The 25,609-nt window shown below is 57.7% G+C and carries 22 protein-coding genes; 8 read left to right on the top strand and 14 right to left on the bottom strand.

Features of this window, described 5'->3' with window-relative positions:
• The first annotated feature begins 273 nt into the window (after nt 1–273).
• Both A3A9_RS0133310 and A3A9_RS0133305 read left to right on the top strand, forming a co-directional pair.
• Nucleotides 274–2,040, top strand: coding sequence for a type I secretion system permease/ATPase (locus A3A9_RS0133310; RefSeq protein WP_027062450.1), 1,767 nt, complete (start codon nt 274–276; stop codon nt 2,038–2,040).
• A gap of 52 nt (nt 2,041–2,092) precedes the next feature.
• Nucleotides 2,093–3,388, top strand: coding sequence for an HlyD family type I secretion periplasmic adaptor subunit (locus tag A3A9_RS0133305; RefSeq protein ID WP_245279187.1), 1,296 nt, complete (start codon nt 2,093–2,095; stop codon nt 3,386–3,388).
• A gap of 132 nt (nt 3,389–3,520) precedes the next feature.
• On the opposite strand, the gene A3A9_RS40160 is transcribed toward A3A9_RS0133305, so the two are convergent.
• Nucleotides 3,521–4,657, bottom strand: coding sequence for a glycosyltransferase family 2 protein (locus tag A3A9_RS40160; protein ID WP_082222344.1), 1,137 nt, complete (start codon nt 4,655–4,657; stop codon nt 3,521–3,523).
• Here A3A9_RS40160 and A3A9_RS40155 point away from each other — a divergent pair.
• On the top strand, nt 4,635–5,672 hold the full coding sequence (locus A3A9_RS40155; RefSeq protein ID WP_051371390.1) for a glycosyltransferase family 2 protein: 1,038 nt from the start codon (nt 4,635–4,637) through the stop codon (nt 5,670–5,672). The genes A3A9_RS40160 and A3A9_RS40155 overlap by 23 nt on opposite strands.
• Before the next feature lie 79 nt (nt 5,673–5,751).
• Here A3A9_RS40155 and A3A9_RS40150 read toward each other — a convergent pair whose 3' ends face one another.
• Nucleotides 5,752–6,849, bottom strand: coding sequence for a glycosyltransferase family 4 protein (locus tag A3A9_RS40150; protein WP_245279186.1), 1,098 nt, complete (start codon nt 6,847–6,849; stop codon nt 5,752–5,754).
• A 353-nt stretch (nt 6,850–7,202) separates the two neighbouring features.
• Between A3A9_RS40150 and A3A9_RS40145 the strand changes: the two genes are divergently transcribed.
• Nucleotides 7,203–8,627, top strand: coding sequence for an O-antigen ligase family protein (locus A3A9_RS40145; RefSeq protein WP_082222337.1), 1,425 nt, complete (start codon nt 7,203–7,205; stop codon nt 8,625–8,627).
• A 93-nt stretch (nt 8,628–8,720) separates the two neighbouring features.
• On the opposite strand, the gene A3A9_RS0133280 is transcribed toward A3A9_RS40145, so the two are convergent.
• From A3A9_RS0133280 to A3A9_RS40140, 6 genes are all read right to left on the bottom strand, one after another.
• Entirely contained in the window at nt 8,721–9,407 is a 687-nt protein-coding gene (locus A3A9_RS0133280; RefSeq protein ID WP_033838991.1) for a polysaccharide deacetylase family protein, read from the bottom strand.
• Nucleotides 9,401–10,345, bottom strand: a complete 945-nt coding sequence (locus A3A9_RS0133275; protein ID WP_245279185.1) for a glycosyltransferase family 2 protein — start codon at nt 10,343–10,345, stop codon at nt 9,401–9,403. Before A3A9_RS0133275 ends, A3A9_RS0133280 begins: the two co-directional genes overlap by 7 nt.
• Before the next feature lie 74 nt (nt 10,346–10,419).
• Nucleotides 10,420–10,704, bottom strand: coding sequence for an acyl carrier protein (locus tag A3A9_RS0133270; protein ID WP_027062446.1), 285 nt, complete (start codon nt 10,702–10,704; stop codon nt 10,420–10,422).
• Between the two features lie 28 nt (nt 10,705–10,732).
• Complete coding sequence (locus tag A3A9_RS0133265) at nt 10,733–11,959, bottom strand: pyridoxal-dependent decarboxylase, exosortase A system-associated (RefSeq protein WP_027062445.1); 1,227 nt, start codon at nt 11,957–11,959, stop codon at nt 10,733–10,735.
• The gene (locus A3A9_RS0133260; RefSeq protein ID WP_027062444.1) at nt 11,956–13,536 is read right to left on the bottom strand and encodes an acyl-CoA ligase (AMP-forming), exosortase A system-associated; all 1,581 of its coding nucleotides are present in this window, start codon (nt 13,534–13,536) and stop codon (nt 11,956–11,958) included. Before A3A9_RS0133260 ends, A3A9_RS0133265 begins: the two co-directional genes overlap by 4 nt.
• A gap of 16 nt (nt 13,537–13,552) precedes the next feature.
• A complete protein-coding gene (locus A3A9_RS40140) occupies nt 13,553–14,437 on the bottom strand; it encodes a hypothetical protein (protein ID WP_027062443.1) in 885 nt (294 codons plus the stop codon).
• A 266-nt stretch (nt 14,438–14,703) separates the two neighbouring features.
• Between A3A9_RS40140 and A3A9_RS40135 the strand changes: the two genes are divergently transcribed.
• Both A3A9_RS40135 and A3A9_RS0133245 read left to right on the top strand, forming a co-directional pair.
• Nucleotides 14,704–16,017: a glycosyltransferase family 4 protein gene (locus A3A9_RS40135; protein WP_082222343.1), complete on the top strand. Its 1,314-nt coding sequence runs from the start codon at nt 14,704–14,706 to the stop codon at nt 16,015–16,017.
• Nucleotides 15,905–16,822: a glycosyltransferase family 2 protein gene (locus A3A9_RS0133245; protein ID WP_027062442.1), complete on the top strand. Its 918-nt coding sequence runs from the start codon at nt 15,905–15,907 to the stop codon at nt 16,820–16,822. The genes A3A9_RS40135 and A3A9_RS0133245 overlap by 113 nt, the downstream gene beginning before the upstream one ends.
• Before the next feature lie 41 nt (nt 16,823–16,863).
• Here A3A9_RS0133245 and A3A9_RS40130 read toward each other — a convergent pair whose 3' ends face one another.
• Genes A3A9_RS40130 through A3A9_RS40125 form a run of 3 tightly spaced genes read right to left on the bottom strand, consistent with a single transcriptional unit; the run spans nt 16,864 to nt 20,201 of the window.
• Nucleotides 16,864–17,799 (bottom strand): ExeA family protein, encoded by a 936-nt coding sequence (locus tag A3A9_RS40130; protein ID WP_202596433.1) that lies wholly within the window; start codon nt 17,797–17,799, stop codon nt 16,864–16,866.
• Between the two features lie 13 nt (nt 17,800–17,812).
• Nucleotides 17,813–18,610: a CpsD/CapB family tyrosine-protein kinase gene (locus tag A3A9_RS0133235; protein WP_027062441.1), complete on the bottom strand. Its 798-nt coding sequence runs from the start codon at nt 18,608–18,610 to the stop codon at nt 17,813–17,815.
• A 52-nt stretch (nt 18,611–18,662) separates the two neighbouring features.
• Nucleotides 18,663–20,201 (bottom strand): GumC family protein, encoded by a 1,539-nt coding sequence (locus tag A3A9_RS40125; RefSeq protein ID WP_082222342.1) that lies wholly within the window; start codon nt 20,199–20,201, stop codon nt 18,663–18,665.
• Nucleotides 20,202–21,408: 1,207 nt separating this feature from the next.
• Here A3A9_RS40125 and A3A9_RS0133220 point away from each other — a divergent pair.
• Nucleotides 21,409–22,092, top strand: coding sequence for a sugar transferase (locus tag A3A9_RS0133220; RefSeq protein ID WP_027062440.1), 684 nt, complete (start codon nt 21,409–21,411; stop codon nt 22,090–22,092).
• A 121-nt stretch (nt 22,093–22,213) separates the two neighbouring features.
• Here the strand turns inward: A3A9_RS0133220 and A3A9_RS40120 are convergent, their stop codons facing one another.
• Nucleotides 22,214–22,999 carry a response regulator transcription factor gene (locus tag A3A9_RS40120; protein WP_051371385.1) on the bottom strand — a complete coding sequence of 262 codons (786 nt, stop codon included), beginning with the start codon at nt 22,997–22,999 and terminating at the stop codon, nt 22,214–22,216.
• Between the two features lie 967 nt (nt 23,000–23,966).
• On the opposite strand from A3A9_RS40120, the gene A3A9_RS0133210 reads away from it, so the two are divergent.
• Nucleotides 23,967–24,701, top strand: coding sequence for a Crp/Fnr family transcriptional regulator (locus A3A9_RS0133210; protein ID WP_027062439.1), 735 nt, complete (start codon nt 23,967–23,969; stop codon nt 24,699–24,701).
• A 25-nt stretch (nt 24,702–24,726) separates the two neighbouring features.
• Here the strand turns inward: A3A9_RS0133210 and A3A9_RS40115 are convergent, their stop codons facing one another.
• Together A3A9_RS40115 and A3A9_RS0133200 are read right to left on the bottom strand one after the other, a co-directional pair.
• Nucleotides 24,727–24,996, bottom strand: a complete 270-nt coding sequence (locus A3A9_RS40115) for a DUF6894 family protein (protein WP_152536233.1) — start codon at nt 24,994–24,996, stop codon at nt 24,727–24,729.
• Nucleotides 24,997–25,189: 193 nt separating this feature from the next.
• On the bottom strand, nt 25,190–25,609 hold a 420-nt coding region (locus tag A3A9_RS0133200), incomplete at its 5' end, for a GDP-mannose 4,6-dehydratase (RefSeq protein WP_027062438.1).

The raw sequence follows: 25,609 nt of genomic DNA, 5'->3' as shown, positions 1-25,609 counted from the left end.
CAGGCTGCGGGATGAGGCGAACGCTCGTTGGGCGTAGAGCTATATGGCTCATGCCAACCTCCATCGGCTGGCCGCCCTCGCAAAGCGCGGAGTGGGCCAGCCACGCCTGTCTCGTAAGGAGCCGCATCCCAGTTATCCCCCGAATTTGGTAGGTACAATCCCCCGTTTCTGATGGTTGCGTCACGATTTTGCTATATTTTCAATAACCAAAAGGACATGTGTTAGCGCAACCTAAAGTTCGCGAACCAGGTGACGGATAGGACCGGGCCGATCATGAAGCTGAGGGAAGGCGGCGCCTTGGATCTGCGTTCAGCGATTGTCGGCTGTATGCCTGCGCTCGTTGGCGTCGGTCTGTTTTCAGCGGTCATCAACGTTTTGGGCCTAACCGGCTCGGTCTATATGCTGCAAGTCTACGATCGCGTGCTGCCTTCGCAGAGCGTACCGACGCTTGTGGGGTTTACGATTGGGATGTTGGGCCTTTATGCGGTCTACGGGCTTCTCGATTTCGTGCGGCTGAGGGTGCTCGTGCGGATCGGCAACCGCCTCCATAGAAATCTCCAACAAAAAGTGTTTGCTCTCTCGCTCTCCCTGCCGCTCGTTGCCGGCGCCGAGGCGGTTCGAATGCAGCCGCTTCGAGATTTGGACCAATTGCGCGGTTTTCTTTCTGGCCTAGGTCCCACTGTAGTCTTCGATGCTCCCTGGATACCGTTCTATCTCGTTGTCATTTATCTCCTGCACCCCTCGCTGGGCGTGCTTGCGACAGTTGGTGCGATCGGCGTCGTGCTGTTGACGGTGGTGGCAGAATTCCTTGCGCGCCGGCCGGCGGCCCGTGCATCCGAGGCTCTGTTGGCGCAGCGCACCCTTGCCGAATCCGGGCGCCGCAATGCAGAGGTTGTTCATGCGATGGGCCTTTCCGTGCGGATAGGTCAGCGCTGGAACGAGGTCATCCACGCCTACCTCATCCATCAGGAACGACTTTCTGACATTGTAGGTGCCGCAGGTTCGCTATCGAAAGCACTGCGGATGGCCTTGCAGTCTTCTGTCCTAGGGCTCGGCGCATATCTGGTGATCGGAGGCGAAGCTTCTCCCGGGGTGATAATCGCGTCTTCCATATTGCTTGGACGCTCGCTGGCGCCGGTTGATGCGGCGATCGCAAACTGGAGAGGATTTCTGGCGACCCGGCAGAGCTATTCGCAACTGTCAGCAGCACTGCGCAATTTTGGCAGCAAGGACAAACTCATGGAATTGCCGCCGCCCCAAGCGGTGCTTGCGGTTGAGGAGTTGACTGTTGCCCCGCCGGGCGACTTGCAAAAGCCAACAGTCCTAAATGTCAGCTTCCAGCTGTCGCGAGGCGCTGGAATGGCCATTCTCGGGCCGAGCGGGTCCGGGAAAACGACGCTCGTACGGGCGCTGGTTGGGGTCTGGAAGCCGCTTCGTGGAACCGTTCGGTTGGATGGAGCGTCGCTCGATCAATGGGATTCAGAGCGGCTCGGCATGCATATAGGCTACCTGCCACAGGACGTAGAACTGTTCGATGGCACGGTTGCCGACAACATTTCGAGGTTTGGTGGCAAGGATGATCCCAAAGGCGTTCTGGCAGCGGCCCGAGCTGCTGGCATCGACAAGATGATCATGCGTATGCCGCGCGGTTTCCAAACGCGCGTGGGCGAAGGAGGAATGGCTCTGGCCGGCGGGCAGAGGCAGCTCATCGGGCTGGCGAGGGCCCTCTATGGCGATCCGTTTCTCGTTGTCCTGGACGAGCCAAACTCAAATCTGGACGTGGAAGGCGATGTGTCCCTGGCGGGAGCCATATTGTCGGTGCGTCAGCGTGGAGGCATCGTCATCATTGTTGCCCATCGTCCGTCGGCCCTGACCAATATCGACCAGGTGCTGGTCATGTCGAAAGGGGCGCTGCATTCCTTTGGCTCGCGCGAAGACGTTCTTGCCAACGTGGTTCGGCCGTTCCCGCCTGCCGCGGAACGGTCGGCTTCAGTCGTGCCGCTGCAGAAGGCCGTAAGCGCGCGTGAGGTTCATTTCTGACGTGATCATGTCCACATATGCGCCTCCCCATAGTGGAAGCAGATTGGCCGGAATGGATCCATTCGAAATGGCGGATGGGATCCACGCCAATCTGGTCATAGGCATGGCTACCTGCTTCCTGCTTGTCGCCGGTGGGGGTCTCTGGCTTGGATTGACCAAGATCGCGGGCGCGGTGATTGCGCCGGCAACCGTGGTAGTGGAGAGCAACACAAAGAAAATTCAACATCAGACCGGCGGCACGGTAGGAGGCATATTCGTCCAGGACGGGGACCATGTCAGAGCCGGAGACGTTCTTGTCAGGCTTGACGATACTTTGACGCGGGCAAATCTGCGCATCGTCAGCCAGGATCTCGATCGCGCCACCGTTCGGCTGGCGCGACTTGAGGCCGAGCGACAAGGTCTGCCGGAAATGCAGCTCCCACCGAACATTCGGGCCCGGATGGGGGATTTGCAGGTGACGGCACTCGTCAATGGCGAGCGAGCGGTGTTCAAGAGCCGTGCCGCAGCGCTCGCCGGCCAGAAGGCACAGCTGGAAAGCCGCTCAAAGCAACTCGAGCGCCAGGTCGAGGGGCTCCAGGCCCAGCAGACCGCCATAGATGAATCGGTTGTACTCCTCGACCGCGATCTCGATGACGTCGAGAAGCTCTACGCGAAGAGATTGGTCTCCAAGGAACGCCTGAGCGGGGTCCGGTTGGAGGCGACCCGCAACCACGGCGAATCGGGACGCCTTGCAGCCGCTGTCGCCGAAGCGCAGGCTCGTATCAGCGAAACCGCGCTCCAGATACTCCAGCTTGACGAGCAACAGAGCAGCGAGGTCGCGGGTGACCTTCGAGACACGGAAGCAAAGCAGACCGAACTCAGCGAGCGCATGGTCGTGGCGGAAGACGAACTTGCAAGGACGGATATCCGCGCGCCTCAGTCGGGCATGATACAGGAATCCTCGGTCCACACAGTCGGTGGCGTCATCGGCCCCGGGGAAGTGCTCATGATGATCGTGCCAGATACTGACAACCTGGTGGTGGATGCGCTCATCCCGCCATCGCGCATTGACGATGTGCGACCCGGGCAGCGAGTTTCAATTCGTTTCCCGGCCTTCGACGCAGGCACAACGCCGGTTTGCCAAGGCTCAGTTCAAAGAACCTCTGCAGATCTGATCAAAGATCAGCAACGTCAACTCTCGTACTTCTCGGCGCGCATCAAGGTTGAAAACAGTTCGATTTGTCTCACAGACGCCAAGGTCCTCAAACCGGGTATGCCGGCCGAGATCCATATACGCACGGACGAACGGAGCGTCTGGTCCTATCTGCTGAAGCCCCTTACCGATCAGATGTCGAGAGCTTTTCGCTAGCACCGCTATCGGTGAAAGAGTTGGAGGCTCTCATTTGAAGCGCCGGCACGCCCAAGAGATGTCGTCGGGACTTCTGGAATTTCGCGCGGCACGACCGCGCACGTCACTTGCCCGTCGACACATGGACGCCCGTCAATATCCAGCGCGATGCCAACGCCGACGCCGCCAAGCGTCACGCAATCCCCTGGCAACACGTTCGAGAAAAAAAACCGGATGGCGTGCAGCTGGTCCCGGACCAATCGCTGCCCGTCTATCCAGCCCTCGCCAGCCCGGAATTCTTTCAACGTCGGGGACCAATTCACGCGCAAAGTCTCGCAGGGCCGCCACCAGGTCGCGATCGACCTTGACATGGTCGTAGCGGCGCTTGGCTACTTCTATCGAATGTGAAGCCAGGGCTCTTGTCGCTGCAGAGCGAAGAGCGGCTGATTCCGGAAGTGCGCCCGCCGACCCGGCGAAAAGCGTTTCAAAGGCCGCGCGCCGCTCAAGAAGATCGCGAAATCCATCGACTTCACGAGCCGACAAGCTTTGGTTATGTTCCCTATGCCAGGCTTGATCGGCGCCTTTGATGTAAGCAACATCCGAGAAGGCTGACATACGAAGCCACATTTCCATGTCGTGTGTGTGGGCAAGTGGCATTTGCCCTCCGACCTGGTCAACGACGCAGCGCCTCATCAACACCTCAGGCGATGTGATTACATTGAACGCCGTCCTGCAGCGATCCGCCAGCCATTCGCGCCCTGGCCAGACTGTCCATGCCGTAGCCCTGGCGCGATGGGCAGGCAAATCACCACCACTAAAATGCAAAGGGTGGCCATATACCAGGCCTACGGAAGGGAATTGCCGCATGACTGCCACCGAACGTTCAAGTGAGGCGGGCGTGAGCAGGTCATCGGCGTCGAGGCGCACGAGAAACTCGCCCCGTGCAATCCGAAGGCCGTCATTAAAGGTTTCAACCGGACCGGCGTTTCTGGGATGCGACACAATGGTGATCCGCGCGTCACCGGCCGCCAGCTGGTGAGCGGTATCGAGACTGTTGTCCGTCGAAGCGTCGTCAACTATGACTACGTCGACAATCACCCCGGTTTGCGAAAGCACGCTGCCGACAGCATCGGGCAAGTAGCGCGCATAATTGTAGCAGGGAATGATAACGGTAACCGTGGCGGGGGCGCCGCGATCGATCGTCGGCTTCAACAGGGTTCTGCGGCTAATCGGTTTCATTTCGCTTACGGCCAGTCCGGAGATTTGTATGGCTTGCGTCCAGGTGATCATTCCCTGCTACAACTACGGAAGGTACCTGCACCAATGTGCGCTTAGCGCACTATCGCAAACCGGCGTAGACGTTAAAGTCCTCATTATTGATGATAAGTCATCCGACAACACGCCCGAAATTTGCGATAAGCTGTCATCCGAGGATGCAAGGGTATCCATCATACGTCATGAGGTTAATAGGGGTCATATTGCAACTTACAATGAAGGTATAAGCCTGACCACAAGCGATTATCTTGTTCTTCTATCTGCCGACGACCTGCTGGTTCCGGGCGCACTTGCGCGAGCAGCCGGGCTTATGGACCATAACCCGTCGGTCGGCCTCGTATACGGCAATCCTATTTCTCTCTACGGTTCGATCCTTCCCCGCCCGAGGCAAGACGATACCGGGTGGACGATTTGGAGCGGCAGGGACTGGGTTGAACGGATGTGCCTGACCGGCAAAAACTTCATTGTCAATCCGGAAGTCATGATGAGAACCAGCGTCCAGCACCGGCTAAAGGGCTACAAATCGTCCTTGCCGCATTCCGCCGACATGGAGCTTTGGCTACGTGCAGCAGCAATATCGGATGTCGGGCATCTGAACGGAGCCGACCAGGCCTATTATCGTATCCATGACGCTAGCATGCAGCGAACCGTACATGCCGGCTATCTTTACGATCTCAAGGCCAGGCGTGACGCATTCCGGTCTGCCCTCGAAGATCCAGTCTGTGAATTGAGCAATTTCGAGACGCTTCTTGAAAATGCAAACCGCGCGCTCGCGCTAACTGCGCTTCGCCACGTGTTCAGTATCGTGGATGCCGGCCGCGCCGAGAGCGAACCGTTAGGCGAACTCTTCGACTTCGCTCTGGATCTGTATCCGGAGATTAGAGCCACGCGACTTTGGGATCGCGTTCAGTCCGCGTTGCGAGCCAAACCGGGACCAATTCCTCTGTCTCTCTCAAAGCTCCGCACGGTGATGCGCAAGCTGGACGATCGCAAGCAATGGCGGCATTGGTACCGGACGGGTGTCTACTGACCGAATTTCACCGATTGCGCCGTTGATGCGGCAACGCGCTCGCGTCCGGGGCTTCGTCCAGTTCGCGGCATCTATGAGTTTACTCGGCTGCTTGCCTTGCCGGGAGCACTGAAGCCAGGAATTCACGGTAAAACGTCGCGACGTCATCACGCTCCCTTTGGGGCGAATACGTCTCATGAATGAAAGCCGAAGCTGCTTGGCCCCGGTTACGACACCATCCGACATTCTTCTCGTCGTTGTAAATTGCCTCTTCAACCGCCCGCACCAGCGCCATGATGTCGCCGGGTTCTACAACTGCACTAAATTCGGGGAGGAAAAACTCCTTGCCGCCGAAGCCGTGATTACCGATCACATAGTTCCCGCACGCCATCGCCTCTGCCGCCGGCAGTCCGAAGCCCTCCTGGTAGGTGAGGGCCAGAAAGATGCGCGTCGTACGCAACTTGTCGGCCACCTCCGAGTGAGCCAGGCCATCCAATGCGACGACTTCCCAGCCATCAAGGACGCCGCGTGCGCGGAGCATTTCGACAATTTGTTCGGCATCGTCGCGACCCCGCCTCGGCATATATGCAATGCGCCGAGGCCGTGCGCCTGATCCGGGGTGAAACAAAGTCGGATCGATGCTTAGATGCACCCGGTCTATTGGACTTAAGGGGAAGGCGTAGCGGAGCATCTCGCGATTGTGGTCGGACACTGTCACCACCCCTGTCAGATCGGGATTGGCGCCATACATCCTGCCCGCGAGCGCGCCGCCACGTCTCCACGTGAGATGGCTATTCTGGTTGAAAATGACGAATTTGATGCCAGAGGGGATCCGCGACAAAAGGTCGATGTCGAGTTCCGAGACAACCAAGATGTCGCTCCGTGTCACCCTGGCTTTCTGAACATCTGTTATCTCCGTCTGATTATCGAACCAATCGCACCGGAAACCCGGACGCTGGTGGAGGACAACGGCCTTGACTCCAATGGAATTCAAAATGTCGACATGGCGGTAAATCACCCGAATGCCACCGGACGCGCCCTGGTAATCCGGTGTCAGAAAATAGACAGTCGGTGTAGCCGCGGGATCGTCGCTGGTTGGAACTACCAACCGCTTGCGCTGCCTCACATGCGAAACATCGGCGAGCTTTTTATAAAGCAGCCGCGCAAGATCGCCCACCTTTTCCTCAACGACTGCCATCATCCTTACCTTGGGCCAATATACATAATTTCATACACTTTTCTGATCGCGCGACGAGGGTTCGAAGCCTGATCTGGAGTCACCACATTGCGTGCCGGTATGAAAAGCCAACAATTCGGATAGTGGCCACCTACCAAAAATCTCATGTCGCGGCTGACCTTCCGCAGGCCTGCCAATCCCGGGATAGCAAGCTGCAACGCTCCACCCTACCAAGCTAAAAGGCGTAAGCGACTTCTCCAATCGATCTATGACGCCCGGTGTCTTCGCCGTGTATAGTTTCGACGGCGCCGAAAGCATGCGATCCCCCGCACGAGCTTGCACTGTGCCGAAGACGAATCGGGGAAGATCGGTGAATGACTTCGAGCGCCAGTTCTGACCCATTATCATTGACTACCGGTCAACGCCTGGCACCTCGTCGCGGGCGCGCAACGGCCCACCGAGGAACCGATTTTCGTGAGGCAAAGGGGAAGTTGCCTTTGCCAGTATCGTTGTTCCTTGTCAGCCTCATCATCCCATGGATGATCCCGCTGGGGCCGGTCATCATGCCGATTTATCGGTTGGTCCTGTCGGTCATGCTGCTGCCTTGCACGTTTATGTGGCTTAACGGCAAAGCGGGCCGGATCAGGGTTCCTGACATCGGTCTGGGCCTGTTTTGCCTCTGGGCTGCCCTAAGCCTGGTCTTCGCCCATGGCGTGACGGGCGCAATACAACCGGCCGGCGTTCTCCTCGTCGAAACTCTCGGCGCCTATCTGCTGGCGCGTTGCTATATTCGCGACGCGGCAAGCTTTCGAAGCCTGATCCTGCTCATGGCCAAACTTATCGTCTTGCTGGCGCCATTTGCAGTCTACGAATGGATAACAGGCAGCAAGCCTATCTTGGCCGCGTTCAGCATGGTTTTCCCCACGGTCGACGTCACACGGATGGTTCCACGTTTGGGGTTTTGGCGCGTCCAAGGCCCGTTCAGCCATTCAATCCTGTTTGGTGTGTTTTGCGGCAGTATTGTCGCGATGACGCACCTTGTGCTGGGCTATGGCAAAAGCTCGTTGTCGCGCTGGTTGTTGACGACTACGATCGCCGGCATTGCATTTCTGTCCATGTCATCAGCACCTATCGCCGGCATCATGGTCCAGATCGCTCTGACCGGTTGGGCCTGGGTACTCAAGGCCTATCCACGCAAATGGGCCGTTCTGGCTAGCTTGGCATTGGCTGCTTTTCTTGTCGTCAAATTCGGGTCGAACCAGACGCCGATCCAGTTCTACATCTCTCACTTCACCTTCGATCAACAGACAGGGTGGTATCGTATCTGGATCTGGAATTACGGGTCGGCCTCCGTACTCAATCATCCGTGGTTGGGAATTGGGTTCGCAGACTGGGTTCGCCCACCCTGGATGGGCTCGGACAGCGTCGATAATTTTTGGCTGATCACCGCCATGCGCCACGGCTTACCTGCCTTCATACTCACCTTGGCGTCATGCCTGTGGATAGTCGCGGCCATTGGCTTGAAGAAAGGTCTAAGCCAGAAGTTGTCGATTTACCGCACGGCCTATCTCATCAGCATGGTCGCGTATTTTATTGTCGGCACGACGGTTCACTTCTGGGGGCCGATATATGCCTGGTTCACTTTCCTGCTGGGCAGCGGCATATGGCTCCTTGACATCGAGTCCGATGAAAAAACGGCCACGCAGCCCAATCCGACCGATCGGGCAACCAGACGCCACTCGCCGCAGCCATCAGGTTCCAGTGGCAAACATCCTGTTCGAACAAACCGAAAAAAGTGATCTGAGCATTGACTACCACGCACTGTGGCCGATGCTGCCTTGCATGGGCGGATCAGAGAACGGGCAACACGCCCTACCGTCGCGCCGGTCGCATCAAATCCATCGCTTCACCGCCATAGTGGCATTGCGGCGCAACAGTTGCGTAAGCTGCAGTTGGCCCGAAAGGATTTTATCCAATGCTGTGTCCGACATATCCTGTCGAATTGAGGTTCGCGGGCGCGGGTAGGACAGCGTATCCCCACAACCCCCGTCGCTGGAGTAGACGGCATCGTAGCCAGCCCGGCGCAGTGCACTGAGAACCGCACCATTGTAGCGTCCGAAAGGTATAGCAGCGGAGCGGATGGGGGCGCCGCAGATCTCCTCAAGCCGAGCTTTTGAGGCGACCAGTTCGATGTCCAATTGCCTCGACGACAATTGGGTCCAGTCGCTGTGGGCGTAGCCGTGATTGCCGATCCTCATTCCCAGCCGAAGCAATTGGGCGATGTCGTCAACCGATAATGACCCGCGTTGGCCTAGCCGGCCGGTGAGGACGAAGATTTCGGCATCGAGGCCGCGGCCCACGAGCTCGGGCGCAGCAGTTGCGAGGTCCGATATATTGCCATCGTCGAAGGTGATCGACACCAGTGCGCGGTCAGGATGGCACACGATGCGATCAAGTATATCGCGAAAGCGATGCAAGCTGACCCAGTAACTGGCCTCGCCTGGTTCGAGTTCCCGTGCGGGAACGCCAATTCCGTGAAAATTGACGATCCGCGGATTTCGCCTAGCGAATGTCAGCATCGCCGCGGTTGTTCCACGCGAAAATCAAAAGCCGGCCGCACCGGCGTGAGAACACTGTAAAGGGCGGCCCTGTGTGTGGCGCCGCGCCAAAACCGGAGCGCCGCTCCAATGGCAATGCCTAACCTGAACATGAAGGTAGCAACAGTGCCGTGGTAGCGGCGGTAGTAGCGTACTCGATTCATCGTCAAAAGAGCGAACAGCCTTGTGTTGGAACGGTAGTCGCCGCCGGCATGAACAGCCAGTGATTGAGGCACATAGGACACGCACAGGCCGGCGGCGCGTACCCGCCTCTGGTAGTCTACCTCTTCGCTGTAGAGAAAGTACGACTCATCCCAAATGCCGACAATCCGTCGTGCTCGCGCTGCGACCAGCAGCACCGAGCCCGTTGCCCACTCGACTGGCCCATCGCGATCATAGCGTGCTGTTTGGCCGACAATTTCGCCGAGCCCCAGCCGGCCGGCAAGCTTCCCGCCGAGGAGCGAGTCGGCCCATGCGGTCGTGATCGACGGCTCGTGGCGAAGCGTCGGGTCAGTCGTGCCGTCTTCCCTCAAGTTGCGTGGCACAGCGATCCCGACGGACGCGTCTTTGGCACGCTCGACAAGCCGCCGCACCGCACCGGGGCAAAGCCGCAGATCGTGATTGAGAATCAAAAGGTCTGCGTCCGGGTGCACGGTCGCCGCTGCCTTGTTGATGGCGGCGGCATAGCCGGCATTGCTGCCGGTTTTCACCACCCGGGCTCCGATAGGATGGGCGAGCGCGACGTCGACCGAGTCATCACGAGAATCGTTGTCGACAACGATGACTTCGAAACTCTCGACGCCCTCAAGGCCGGGAGCCAGAGAGTCGAGCAGGCCAGGCAGGGGAACCGCACTGTTGTAGGTGACGACAATGACCGCCAGGGCCGGCGCCCCGGGTTCATGATTTGTGTTGTTCCTCATTAGCATGCTTAAGCCCCTTCCTTGTCCGTGCTGAGGACGCTTGACATATCTTGGCCGCAGGACCGGCCGAGGGCCTATGACACGGCCTCGATCTGCCGGTCCGAGCATTTTTGATCGACGAAATCAGCAAGTGAGCCGAGCGTTTCAAAAACATCAGCCGAAAACTCACTGTCATCGATCTGGAATGCAAAACGGGTCTCCAATGCCATTGCCAATGTCAGCACCCCGTAGGAGTCCAGTTCAGGCAAGCTGCCGAACAAAGCAGTCTGCGCATCGAGAAGCCGCCGCTTGTCCTGAATGCCCAGTGTATCAACTACGACGTCCCTGACGGCTTCCAGCGTTTCCACATTCGTGCTCATAGTGTCCCATCCAAGGTTCGTTGTAGATCTACACCAACATTTCCACTGGCATTGGATGCCCGAGAAACGCCGTCGGGCTGGCTGTCAGCCCATAAGCTCCCGCGTGAAAGAAAACGATTGTGTCTCCGACATCGGCGCGGGGAAGGCTGACGTTGTCTGCGAGCGTATCCAGCGGTGTGCACAGGCAACCGACGACCGTTACAGGCTCAAGGTCCGTGCCAGTCATCTTGTTGGCGACAGCCACAGGATAGTTGCGGCGAATGACCTGGCCAAAGTTGCCTGAGGCTGCCAATTGATGGTGCATCCCACCATCCACCACCAGGTAGGTGCGCCCGCGAGAGACCTTGCGGTCAACAACCCGTGTGGCATAGATTCCGGCTTCTCCGACGAGATATCGGCCAAATTCCATAACCACCCGACTGTGCGGCAAACGGGGGCGGATGACCGTGTCGATCAGCCTGGCAAGATTCTCGCCCAACGGCGCGAGATCGAGGGAGCGATCCTTGTCGAAATACGGAATTCCGAATCCGCCTCCGAGATTGAGATAACTTACCGGCAATGGCGAGCGCTCCGCCAGCTCGAGCATGAGTTCGACAGTCTTGCTTTGGGCCTCGCACAAAATATCGGCGTGCAGATTTTGCGAGCCCGCGAAAATATGGAAACCCTGGAAGTCCAGATCAGCCGCCACGAGCTGCTTCAGAACAGCTGGCACCTCTTCGGTGTCGACACCGAATTGCTGAGAACCGCCGCCCATGCGCATCCCGGAGCCCTTGACCTGAAAATCGGGATTGACGCGCAAGGCCACCCGCGGCCGCAGGCCGAGCCTGTTGCCGATCTCGGCAACGCGTTGGGCTTCGCTTCCCGATTCCATCTCGATCGTCACGCCGGCGGCGATCGCTTGCGCTAGCTCACCGCGGGTTTTTCCAGGGCCTGCGAAACTTACCCGCTCGGCAGGTGTCGGAGTGTCGAGAACGACCTTCATTTCCATTGCCGACGCCACGTCACAACCGTCCAAAAGGCGTGCCATGTGGTCGACCACGGCCGGCATGGGGTTGGCCTTGATCGCGTAATGCAAATGGACTTCGGCGGGCAGGGCGGAACGAAGATAGCCTACACGATCGGTCATCAACTGTCTGTCATAGGCAAAGAAGGGTGTCGAGCCCGCCCTCTCAGCCAGCCGATCGATCGGCACCCCGCCCACGACGAGGCTGTTTCTTTCCGTTGCGAAGGCCGCAATGGTTGGATGAACGCTCATGAGGATAATCTCTCCCGCAATGAAACGCGGTCGAATTTGCCGTTTGGCGTCGTTGGGATGGCTGACATCTCAAAGACCGACGCCGGCACCATATATTGGGGCAGTTGCTGCCTGATAGCAGACAGCAGGCCTGTCTGGTCGAGCGGAAGGTCTCCAGCTGGGCTGGCGATCAGGACTATTCGTTGCCCAAGGGTGGGATCCTCGACGCCGAGAGCGACGGCATCGCGGACCAGTCCGGTGCCATAGGCTACCTCTTCGACCTCGGTGGGACTGACCCGGTAGCCGGATGTCTTGATCATCTCGTCTCTGCGCCCGACGAAGAAAAGGAACCCCTCTTCGTCCGCCACGACCGTATCGCCGGAAAACACCGCGAGTTCGGTCGCTCGCCAGCCCGCTTCCTGTGCGAACACAGGCCGGAAGCGTTCCGCGGTGCGCTTCGGATCGTTCCAGTAGCCCAACGCGACCAGCGGGCCGCGATGGACGAGTTCACCCTCTTCGCCCGGCGCACAGCGCGAACCATCCGGACGCAAGACCAGGATTTCGGCGTTTGGGATGGCCTTGCCGATCGAATCGGGGCGACGATCGATTTGAGCTGGGTCAAGATAGGTCGAGCGAAATGCTTCGGTCAGGCCATACATCAGATAGGGCAGGGCCTTAGGGAAGCGCTGGCGTAATTTGTCGAGCGTCGCCTTCGGCATGCGGCCCCCGGTGTTGGCGAAATAACGCAGCTTGGCCGCCGTTTCGGCTGGCCAAGTCTGGTCCGCCAACTGGATCCAGAGCGGCGGCACACCCGTGATGCCGGTTATCGAGTGCCTGATGCACAGTCGCACGACATCAGCCGGAAGGAGATAGTTCATCAAAACGACATGGGCGCCAACATTAAAAGCGGTGGTCAGCTGGCTGAGCCCTGCGTCAAAACTCAAGGGCAGCACAGACAGGATCGTGTCGCTTGATGTATTTTCCAGATATTGGCTCACGCTTTCGCCACCGACGATGAGGTTCCGGTGACTTAGCACGACGCCCTTTGGCTTGCCGGTGCTGCCCGATGTATAAAGGATTGCCGCCATGTCCAGGTCGATAGTGGCCGGCAGCGGTGCGACGTCGGAGGCTAGCAACGACGCCCATTCGTGTGTGGCAAAGCTGTTGGCGACCGCTTCATCGGTTGGTCCAGTGCCGACCAGGATGACGTGAGCAACGCCGGCGCAGGCATCCGGGTGCTTGGCCAGTTCAGCCAACCGTTCAGGTGTCGTCACCAGGACGCTGACGTTGCAATCGGCCAGGATATAGGCGACCTGCTGGGGCCTGAGCAGCGTGTTTATGGGCACGAAAACGCCACCCGCGGCCGCGGTGCCGAAGATCGCCACGACGGTCTCGATACGTTTTTCCAGCAGGATCGCCACGCGCTCGTCACGCGCCAGGCCGATGGCTGCCAAGCCAGATGCGAAACCGCAAACGCGATGGAAAAGCTCGTCATAGCCGCAGGTCGTATTCTTGTATGTCAGCGCTGCCGCGCTGCCGCGCATTTGCGCAGCCTGTTCGAGCAGGTGGCACAGGTTTGATCTCATCAATCGTTTCATGTCCGTCCTGCTTCCATCACCACGGCACACAAACAAGCTCGCTATACAGGTAGTCGATTTCCTCTGGCTGCAGTCGATCGCTGCGATACATTTTTGGACGCGGCGAACGAAGCATGAGGGACAGGCGTGGGTGGTATCGAACGATGCGCGTCTCGGCGAGAGTAGCCAGGATCCCGAAACGGGTGAGCAGACGGCTGTAGACGTTGCGGGCGGCAACCCGAAACAGATCGTGGTTGCTGACGTGGAGGATCGAGGCGAAGAGCGGCAAGCCCTTTCGCCGGTCCCGGCGAAACATCACATAGCAAAGCTGATCGCCTCTGATGATGACGAGGTGGCCCGCAGCCGCCAATTGGGCATGGTCCCTGTAAATTTCGAGGTCGCGCCCTTGAAGGACAGCCTCGATCGACGCTCGAGCCGATACAATTCGAATGCCCCACCATCTCGGCCATGGCAGATTTGCAACCAGCGCCGTGCCTGTATCCAGAAACTGAAACTTCAAGCGCGCATTCAGTTGGACCACGTTCCCACTCGGTGAGAGGTCGGTGAAGGTGTAGCCTTCCTGCCCCAGCATTGCTCTCACCAACCGCAGGCCATGCGACCTGAACTCTTCAAGAACGCACCAAGCCGCCATGTTGCAGATTTTTTCGATCCGCCCCGCGATGCACGACTGGGAGTAGAACGCCAGGTACACGCCAACGATCTGCCCGTCACAAACGAGCATGAACCCGTGATTTTTAGAATCCGTCTGCCAAGTGGGAATTATGGCTGACGCCCATGCCGCTGGCGTGATCCGGTTGTTCAAGTTCTCATGCAGGAAATTCGCGACGGGTCCGACGTCGACGCGCGCGATAGGACGCAAATCGACACCCTTGTCAGTTTTTATGAAACCTGCCTGAGACACTCACAGCCTTGCTGGGACCAAGAAATTCACACGCCCTCACAATTGGCCAAGGTTCTGCGGCAAAGATACCTGAACAAAAGGCGCAAGCACCTTACCCCGTTAGCTGACTGGCTGCCCTGCCGACGAAAAGTATCTACTGCCGCCTGTCGCAATGTCTGAGCATACAATCTCAAGCGACCACGTGACGGAGCGAGTGGATCTGGCCGGGACCGACCTGCCTCACCCCAAATCTTCGGAAGTGACCGGAAATAATGCGGGAGTTTGCCATGTCAAACGGCCATCACATTCTCATCCTCGTTGAAAATCTTCCTGTCCCCTTCGATCGCAGGGTTTGGCAAGAAGCGCTGGCCCTTAAGGAAGCCGGATACGCGGTTTCGATCATTTGTCCCAAGGGTAAGGGGTATGACAAGTCATACGAGGTCATTGCCGACGTCAACATCTACCGTCACGCCTTGCGCGAAGCACGTTCGACCAAAGGCTTTCTGAGGGAATATTTCGTAGCCCTGTCTTGCCAGCTTTATCTTTCATTCCGTATCCAGCGCCAGCGCCGCATACATGTCATCCAGGCCTGCAATCCCCCAGACCTGATGTTCCTCGTGGCGCTCGTCCACAAATGGCTGTTCGGCACCCGGTTCGTGTTCGATCACCACGATCTCAGCCCCGAACTCTACGTGGCGAAATTTGGCCGAAAAGACTTCTTCTACAAAGCATTGAGCCTATGCGAGCGGCTTACCTTTCGCGCCGCCGATGCCAGCATTGCCACCAATGAGGTATTCCGCGACATCGCGGTGGCGCGTGGCGGGATGCACCCCGAAAATGTGACTGTCGTCAAAAGCTACCCGGAACGGACCAAGTTCCAGCGAACAACCGCCGATCCGACGCTGATGTCCCTAAAGAAGAATCTCATTGGATATATCGGCATCATGGGGGCGCAAGACGGGGTAGAGACCCTGGTCAGGGCCATGGCTGAAATTCGACACGTTCAAAAGCGCCACGATGTTGCCTGTGTCGTTATCGGCGACGGTCCCGAGCTCTCTCGGTTGAAGGACTTGGCCGTGGCGCTCGATGTTGACCAGTCAGTGCACTTTACGGGCTATTTGACCGGTCCATCGCTCATGGCTCACCTGTCGGCAATCGAGGTCGGTGTAATCCCGGACCCGCCGAACGATTTCAACGACAAACTGTCGATGAACAAAGTGTTCGAGTACATGATGTTGGGTTTACCCTTCGTTCAGTTCAACCTTGGGCAGGCGGCACGGGAAGCAGGAGAAGCAGCGTTGGTGCTGTCCGAGCACTCGCCGGAAGCACTTGCGGAAGGTGTCCTGGCATTGGTGGATGACCCTGAGCGGCGCAGACGAATGGGACAGGCCGGCCGCGCGATTGCCGATCGTGAATTTCATTGGCAGGTCGAAGCACGTCAGTATCTCGCCGTTTACCGAAATCTCCTGAGCGAAGGACGAGACGTCAATGATCAGCGTGATTATTCCGCACCTCGACCAGCCGGAAGCCCTGAGCAGGTGCCTGGAATCGCTCTGTACCCACGAAAGACCGCCCCAGCAAAACCTCGCCGAGCCGGTTGAATTCATCGTTGTCGACAACGGCTCAAAAGTCATGCCGGTCGATGTCTGCGCGGGTTTTCCCGGAGTTACCCTGTTGCGTCAGCACACGCCTGGACCGGGGCCCGCGCGCAACCTTGGAGTCTTGCACGCGACTGGCGATATCTTGGCTTTCATAGATGCCGATTGCATTGCCGACCAAGGGTGGCTTTCGCACATCGAGCAGCTTTTTCGACGCCGCGCCGACGTTGCCATACTCGGTGGTGACGTGCGCATCGCCTGCGACGTTCCCACCCGGCCGACCCTGCTGGAGGCCTATGAGAGCGTATTTGCCTATCGGATGAAAGAATACATCGCCAAGCAAGGGTTTACGGGCACCGGCAACCTTGCGGTCAGAGCCCAAACATTTGCGCTAGTCGGGCCTTTTGGCGGCATAGATATCGCCGAAGACCGTGATTGGGGACAGCGCGCGCTGCGCAAGGGCTACACCACGCACTACTGCCCCGACATGATTGTCTATCATCCGGCACGTCGAAATTTTGACGAGCTTGCACGGAAATGGGAGCGGCATATCGCGCATGATTTTGCGCAGGCGCGATCAAAGCCAGGCTGGTGGCCGCGCTGGATGGTGCGCAGTGTGGCAGTCGCTCTTTCACCCCTTGCAGAGGCTGTGCGGATTGGTTCATCCGACCGGATCCAGGGATGGCGTGCCCGATGGCTTGCCCTGGCGGGGGTCATCATGATCCGCCTCTACAGATCGGCAATTATGCTAAGGGTCGGGTTCGGCGCCAACGCCTCCCGGCTGTCCAGCCGCTGGAATCGCGCCTGATTACAAAATCTTTGCTGTGTCAGCGTTCGGGTGTGTGCAGATCAGCTCACCGATGCCGACGCCGCATTCACTGGCTGGATTTTTCGATCGGTAATGACCAGGCGAACTAGGTCATCGTCGACTGTCGTGCGCTGCTCGGCGAAGGCGTAGACCAGCGCGTAGTCGCAAATCTGGTTGATGATGCGAGGCAAGCCCCGGCTTGCGCTGAAAATCAGATCGCAGGCCGAGGGGGTGAAAAGTTGACGATCGGTACCAGCCACCATCAGTCGGTGGGCAATGTATTTCGCAACTGCCTCCGCAGGCATCCCACCCAGATGAAAATGGGCGGACACACGTTGGGCGAACTGAAGCATCTCTGGACGCCCGATAATGCCCCTGAGCTCCGGCTGTCCGACCAGGATAATCTGCAGCAGCTCTTCCACCTCGCAATTCAAGTTCGAAAAACACCTGAGCTCCTCAAGCATTTTCGCGGACAGATTTTGCGCCTCATCGAAAATTAGGACGGTGTGGCGTCCTGCAGCATGCTCCTGGCGCAGGAACGCTTCGAACTGAGCGAAGCGCCTCACGTAGGAAACACGCTCTTCGATGTCCTGTCCAAGCGACGACAAAACCCAATGCAACAGCTGCCCGCGCGATCCATGGGCATTGGAGATAAGGCCAATGCGCAGATCAGGGGCCGCTCCACGTAACAGGTGGCGGATAAGCGTCGTCTTGCCTGCGCCTACCTCGCCTGTAATGACGGTGATAGGGGCAAAAGTCGCAAGCCCGTACTCGAGCATCGCATAGGCGCGGCTGTGGTTCTCGGACCAAAACAGAAAATTCGGATCTGGGATGAGGCTGAAGGGCCGTTCGCGCAGCCCGAAGGTCTGCGAATAAATCAGGAATCTGCTCGATGGCAGACGAACGCCAACATCTCCAGTTTCCTCGCCACCAAATGTGTCAGTCTGTTCGAGGGCAGCGCTGGTCAGATTGGACAACTTCCGCCTCCCGTCAGTAGCCGTATTTTTCAGGGCTGTAGCGGCACTTGTTCAAAACCACGCCGAGCACCTTTGATTTTTGAGAGAGCTCCAGTTCGCACAAGTCGATTTCGGAACGCGTGGTCGCTTCAGCCGCGGCAACCAGGATCACGCAATCCACATTCGGCAAGACAGCCATGACGTCGTCGGTAGACAGCATGGGCGGCAGATCCAGAATGATGATGTCAGGCTCGAGCTTCTGCTTCAGCCCCTTAAGGGCCTTGGCGGCTTCCGCACTCTGCAGGAGCTCGGCGGCCAGGCGAACGTTCGAACTGTTTGGCGCGATGGCGACATTTTCACCATGGCGCAGGAAAACGTCCTCAATCTCGCTCTGGCCCTTGAGGAAATTCTCCAGTCGCGGCGGAGTGTGAATCCCCAGCGTCTTGGCTATCTGGGGTTTTCGCAAATCGAGGTCGACGAGCAGCGTCCTACAGTCCCGTTGATTGGCTAGGCTGAAGGTCAAGTTCAACGAAACCGTCGTTTTACCGCATCCGGCGGTTGGCGACGTGATTGCCACCGTCGTCCAGTTGTTCGCGCGCATTAGTTGTAGGACCCTCGTGCGCATCATGTCGAATGCAACATGGGAATTGTCCGAGCGACTGAGGGATACCAGCCTGCCTCTTTCCAGGGCATCGGCGTTTGAACGCAGCAAAGACAGCCTGTCCCAAAGTCCGGGTTTCACCACCTCCAGCCGTGGCTTTGGCTGCTCGGCCACCGGGGCAAAGCCTAGTTGCTGTTTCGCCATCTTCAACGCAGTCTGAATGTGTTCCATAGTCTTTCTCTGCCGCTTCAGCCAATTCGAGATTTTTCGAAGCCCGCCAACGTCAGCCCAGCAGCCTTCCAGGATTCAGCGAAGCGAGGGTTTTGCCGGCGGCCGCGAGCAGCCCGTGAGCGGGCATCCAAATTGCGCACAGCGCCGCTGCCGATTGAGCAAATCCAACGCGCCTCGGTCGTTTTTCTGAGGCCAGTGCGATGTAGGGAATGGTCGCGAGCGGTTGAATGTCCAGGATCTCAACCAGCTCCGACGGCCGACGTATTGTCTTGTTCATCAACTCAAGCAGTACGACGAAACCAATGCCGAGACCGATTCCGGCCACGAGGCCCAGCGCTGCGATGCGCAGCCGATTGGGGCTGACGGGTTTTTCGGGCGCAACCGCCGGCTCAACGAGTGAGAACCGTCCACCACCTTTCGACGCCGTTTCGATCTGCTCGCCGGTAGAGGCCTGGGCCAGCATTGCGGTTGCATTATTATACTGGGCCTGAACGTTGGTCCGGTTTCGCTCCAGTGAATTCAACGCACTTTCGTTAGCGGGCGTAGCATCTATCGATTTGGCCAGATCAACCAGATTCGTCGCTGTCGACTGTTTTTCCTGCGTGATGAAGGTCAGGCGCTCGTCGATATCCGACAATTGCAACTCGTATTCCGAAGGGGCCGCTTTCCCACTGCCGTCGGTTGGCTTGTTGTCCTGTATTCTACGCTGGACCGAAGAAATTTGTGCCCGCAGTGCCAGGACAGTGGGACTCGTCTCGGAAAAGGTTGCGAGTTGCTGGACCAAGGCACGGTTAAGGTCCTGGAGCATCTGCTGATCGGGTGTCAGCGGGCCGGTATTCGCGACCTGGCCCGATGTCGAATAGATTTGGACAAGATTGTTGCGCCGGCTGCGCAGCCCGGCTTCTTCCCGCTCAAGTTGCGCCAGTCGCTCCTGCTGAGCATTTTGCTGGTTGCGCCTGAAGTCGAGGCTGTCGGGAAGCGCCTCCAGGTTGCTGTTCTTGAACTTTAGAATTTCTGCATCCAGCGTGGTCAGCTCCGACCCCAGTCGCGCAACCTCCTTTTCAAAGAATTGCAGCGTGTCGCCGGCTCGGTCCGTACGCAATCGCCTGTTCTTGCCGAGAATGTAGGTAACCAGGTCGTTGACGACGTCGGCGGCCAGTTGCGGCTTTCTCGCATCGAAGGAGACGCGAAAAACCGTAGCTCCCGAACCTGGAGACGCTCCATCCAGTTCCACCTGCTCAAGACGGATGCGCGAACGCATGTCATCGGCGATTTCAGCGCTCGATCGCCGTAACTCGCTGTCTGCATAAACGTTCAGACGCGCGGCAAGCTGCGTGAGATAGTCCTGCGTCGTAACCTCTTGCCCGATGATTTGGAATTGCGCGAATGCGGTCGTAGGCACGGTCGAGCGTGCCATCTCGGTTGGAATCTGTGGATCCTCGACGAGAATCTTTGCATCCGCGCGGTAGAGCGGGGGCAAGATGTAGGCCAGCGCGATGCCGGCCAGCGTTGCTGTGATGGAAATGGCCAGAATGTATGGCAATCGCCGCAGCAGAAGCGAAAGGTAAAAGCGGATGTCAATGTCGTTCATCAGATCGGCGCCAAACCTCATATGTCTCCGGCAATCCGCCAGGTTCATCATTTTCGAGCTTCGGGGCTCCTGATGATAGTCCGCACATAGAAGTGTCTTGCCCGTCGAGGCCGTCGCCTCTCTCATCACAAGAGGTATGGCTATTCACCCACCGACTTAGGCCGCATGATGTAGGTTGCTGCAGGGCAAGTTCTCCGGCCACGTCAAAACGCCAGGCAATTCGTGGCTTTGCGCAAACGACGATATTTTTTGCTCAGGCTTTCGATGAGGATCTTCTGATGCCTCGGCGTCGCACTCGGCTGCGCAGTTTGCGGCAGCGCCTGCAGCCGCCGTGGGCGGAGCGCGCCGGTGTCGTGGTCGCGTTTGGCTCTTCTCACTCGAACTCCCCAGGAAGGCCATCGAAAGCTCTCTCGAAGGCTAACGTGCCATGCAATCGGTCACCGCCGGTGATTTGGCCGACGTGCCATAGCCAAACCGATCGCACCTATCGGCGCCGGTCGTACTTGCGAGGCTGGAGCCCCGGTTCCGCATAGCGTGCGGCCATTTTTCGTGGCTCTTCCAAGGCCATTTGCGTGCCTCGTGCGTTGGAGAGCCGTTTGAACTCGCGCTACAGCCGCCTTGTCGCCCCCGGATACCCTGCCAGGCAGTGTATTCCCGGCTCCGGGCCAGAGCCGTCTTCGATGACCGACGGGCCGAGCGTTTGAGGATGGGTTTTCTTGCCCGATTCCTTCCGCTTTAGCATGCGGCCAGCGTCCGAAACGAGGAGGCCTAGGCCTCGCCACCCTCGAACTAAGCCTTTCGTGCCGCCACCCACCTCCCAATGACGTAGCAACTCGCTTCGGACCCGGAGTGGAGCGCATCTCATTTTCTGCAAGCTTTAGCCACCTGCACTAACGCCTGATATCTCTGGTCGCGTTGAATGCATCCGAAATGACGCCTTGGGTGAGCACCTTTATCTTCCAACGAGGAGTCGGCTTCAATAAAACCGCCTCCTCCCCGGGGTACTGAAGTCTATATCATTTAAGCTAGATCAAATTGCGTATTTCCAGACGATCGCGACTAAGGATAACTGACGCTGGTTTACGGCAAGTCCGTCGTAGTTCTATTCGTTGGTGAGGGGAAATGTCCCCGGTGATCGCGATATCTTCGCGATTGTTAGCCGGTCCAGACACTACATTTCACGGATTCAAGTTTTGTGGAGAGTCGCATGCTGGACGTCGTTTCCAGAGTGCTGAGCAATGACTTACTCTTGGCTCATCAGTCGAAAGAAGACCTCAAGAAAGAGGCGCGGGCGTACGCCCGCTTCAAGCGCTGCTTCGACATCCTGGCGACGCTGGCGTTGGCGCCCATGGCATTGGCCATCGTCGGCGTCCTGGTCATTCTTGTTCGGCGCGACGGCGGCCCTGCGTTCTATTGTCAGCCCCGCGTCGGGAGGAACGGAAAAGTCTTCAGGCTGTGGAAGCTGAGGACGATGGTCATAGACGCCGATCAAGTCTTGGCCGTGCACCTGGACCAGGATCCCTGTGCGCGCGCCGAGTGGAACATTTCCCAGAAGCTGCGCGTCGATCCACGCATCACCTCGATGGGTCGTTACCTGCGCAAGTATTCCGCCGACGAGCTACCGCAGCTTTGGAATGTCTTTGCCGGCCAGATGAGCCTGGTCGGACCACGTCCAATGTGCCCTGAACAGCAGGCGCAGTATCCGGGTATCGCCTATTTTCAGATGAGGCCTGGCCTCACGGGACTATGGCAAGTCAGCGCGCGCAATGCGTGTTCCTTCGCCGAGCGCGCCAGCTACGATACCGAGTACGCCGATGTCATGTCCTTCAGCAAGGACCTCCGTATCTTGTTGCAGACACCTTTCGTGGTCCTGCGCGGCACGGGGTTGTGAGTAGAGGTCAGCTCAAACTGTCGCTGTGCCAGGTTCGAGCGCCAGCGCGCGCCTGCTTGCGGATGGAATTGCCGCAAGCAAGCGCGCGCCTCGTCAAAGCCGATGATGACTGGTCAGCAGGTCACCGTCCGGCGCCAGCCCCGTATTCCGGCTTAGCGCGGCCGGCCGGGAAGAGATCGTTTATCTTGAACGCCACTTCTGTCCGGTTGGTCGCCTTGAGCTTCTTCATGATGTTGCGAATGTGAACCTTGACCGTGCTTTCGCGGAGGCGAAGCTCGAACGCGATTATCTTGTTCGCCTTGCCACGTCGAAGGGCCTCGACCACTTCGGCCTGCCGCGCAGTGAACATTCCATCCATCGGCCGGGCCACCACGGCTCCTGACTCAAGCATTTGGCGCATGGCAAATACGCTGCTCGCTGGCACGAATACACCACCTGCGAGCGCCAGGCCAATTGCTTCGATGCAGACCTCGATCCCTACCGAAGAAGGAATGTACCCCTTGGCGCCGCATTCCAGCGCTGCCAATATCTCATTGAGATCATCTGAATCTGCCAGCACGATCACAGGTACGTCGAACTCTCCCGACAGCTGCCGGATGTTGTCCGCCACGGCTGTATCCGCGATCGTCTTGCCCCCGACGTTGAGCAAGATCGCCGAAAGCGGCGCATATTTGTCCTGCTTGTTCTTCCAGTCCTCGACCGATCCGAGAGCCAGAATGTCCATTCCGATCTCACGAGCCTTCATGCTCTGCGCAAAACACTCCCTGTCGAGCGCCCTTGTGTCGACGATCAATAGCAAACGGCCGTGGCCGCTGTATTTCTCCGTGTTGTCTAAGCCATTCAAGTTCTGTGGAGGAACCAGGCTGATTGGCACATAGCTCCCGCTTGCACTAGCGATTGAACCCATAACGAAATCCCCAACGTTGAATTAACCCTGCCCGTAGGTCGACGCCGGTGTTTCCCGAAACCAGCCTCGCCCCAACACTCGTGATGAATGCTAATTTGTGCTTCCAACCCGGATGGCACGACGCCATTTCAGCGCCTCAACCACCTGTTGCACACCAATCAAAATACACGAAATTTCTGCCGAAAAGATAATCTAGGTTAAGAAACCGTTACCGGTTGGCTAAAAAACGATCTATCTGAAATTAAGTGTATTTAGTCGCTTTGGCCTATTATTTGACGATTTATTAGGTGTATTGGAGTGTATGGCGGCATTGCTATTAAATTAGCAATAGCTAAACTTAATATAGATGCAATTGATATTTTAGCAAAATTGAATGATCGCCCCAAGGCGCCAGCGAAGATTGCTTGGGAAAGTGCCCCAGGTCACTCGGATAGGCGAGCCATGCCGGTTGCTTCGGTAAAGTTGCTTCCCGCCACGGCCGAGCGATGCCCATCTGGCGAACGGACGATTTAGTCGAAACGTGCGAACACATCATTTGGGTTAGCCGTGAGATGCAAGACCAGCGTCACCACTCCACATTGGCCGAAGCCGCATATGACATGGTTCAAACCAGAGTATAAACCAAAACAGACCACCCCTTAGCAGTTGACGCAGGACGGGCGGATTTCTCGATATCCATCGTCCTTAGGCGGATGTTGGCTGCATCGTGCAGTATGCCGAGCATGTTGACCCTCTTCGTGCTTCTTCCATGGGGAAACGCGTCCAGTCGGACATCGTCGAATTTTGCTTTTCTATGCGGTCTAAATTTGATGCGCTCCGATTCGGAACGCGGAAGGCTACTCGCGCGTTGCTTATTTCCGTGCTTGTTGTCTCGTTGTCGCGTTTTTGGATTGGTTGGCCAAATGTTGATTCCTGGATGGCATGCTCCCTGGAACCCGGAACTCATCCGATCAGGCGAATGTGATGCATGACTCCAGATAGCGATGCCCTTGCTAGACGGCTCTCGGGCTTTATTGCCTTGAGTGCGGAGGAGTCGATGGTGCTTCAGCGGCTGCAAGGGCCCCGCATCTTTGTCGAAAGCGGCAAGGAGTTGGTGCATGAGGATCAGAATCAGCATTCGGCATATGTGCTGTGCAGCGGATGGGCCTATTCGTATAAAGGCTTGCGTGACGGCCAGCGCCAGATCATCGATATTCAGATGGCTGGGGATCTGCTTGGAATCCGAAGCCTTCTTCTAAAGACCTCGGATCAAAGCATCGTTGCGCTGACGGACGTGGAAGTGAGGAAAATCAGTACTGAGCGCCTGTCCGACGTCTTTCGATCAGCCCCGCGTGTTGCATTGGCGCTTCTATGGGCGGTGTCAAAGGACGAGGCTATGTTGGTCGAGCATCTGGTCAGTCTCGGCAAACGTGACGCTGCGATGCGCACCGTTCACATGCTGCTGGAGCTCGGCGCACGAGCAGAAATTGTTGGTTTGGGAACGCCAGAAGGGTTTAGTTGCCCTATTTCCCAAAGTATTCTTGCAGATTCACTAGGTATAACGCCAATTCATTTGAACCGCGTCCTGCGGCAACTGCGCGAGTCAAAGCTACTTGTGTTCAAAGACGGTCTTGTAACGTTTATCGATCGGAGGAAATTGATCGAATTATTCGAGATGGATTTTGCCTATCTTAATCAAAATACAGCAGCAGAGCGCCTTTAACTGCACATACAGCAAGTCCCCGATCCTAGCGGGAGGCGCCAGCATCGCCCTTGGGGGCCTTATCAAAGAACTTGATGGCGCAATCGATTTTTGCTTCCATCACTGGTTGATGGTTCTCGTCACTTATCTGAACCGCCAAGTTGTTGGCGTTACCATCAGGCCATTCGTCACGGGCAATCGCCACCAGCATTCGAATGGCGTCAACCTGCGCTTCATGGACACCGGTATACTCCGTGCCCTCCGTATCCGAGGAGTGAGAGCGACCATCCTGGATGTTGAAATAATAGAGCGGCATCGAGACTTCCAAGAGAGGGAACAGCCAGTGCAATAAAAGGGGCAGTTTCGGCAGCGCGATTCGCTACACAAATCCTGCACACGGCAGGCGGGAGCATACCGATGCTGGCTCGAACCACAAGCGAGCGAGAGGACGGACCTGTGCACAACTCGACCCTTCCGATCACAACCTGTAAACTAATGTTAATGGCAAGTTACCCAACTGCGAGATCAGCAAACCTCACGCGGCCCTGGCCGCCTTCCGTCGAACTTCCCAACCGTTCACCGGCGTAGCGCTGCTCGCGGATCGGCCCCCACCACCATTTGTTGTCGAGGAACCAGTCCACGGTTCTGGCCAGGCCGCTGTCGAAATTCTCGCTCGGCGCCCAGCCGAGCTCACGGCCGATCTTGGAGGCGTCGATGGCGTAGCGGCGGTCGTGGCCGGGGCGATCGGTGACGAAGGAGATCAGCTCGCGGTAGCGCATGCCGCCGGCCCTGGGACGCCTGATGTCGAGCAAATCGCAGATCGTCTCGACAACGGCGAGGTTCGTGCGTTCCGAATTGCCACCGACATTGTAGCTCTCGCCCGGCGTGCCCTTGGTGGCGACCAGTTCCAGCGCCCGTGCATGATCCTC

It is taken from the genome of Mesorhizobium loti CJ3sym (genome assembly GCF_000472785.1).
Lineage (GTDB): Bacteria > Pseudomonadota > Alphaproteobacteria > Rhizobiales > Rhizobiaceae > Mesorhizobium > Mesorhizobium loti_E.
Note: the sequence above shows the minus strand (reverse complement) of the source record. Positions and strands in the feature narration are given on the sequence as shown.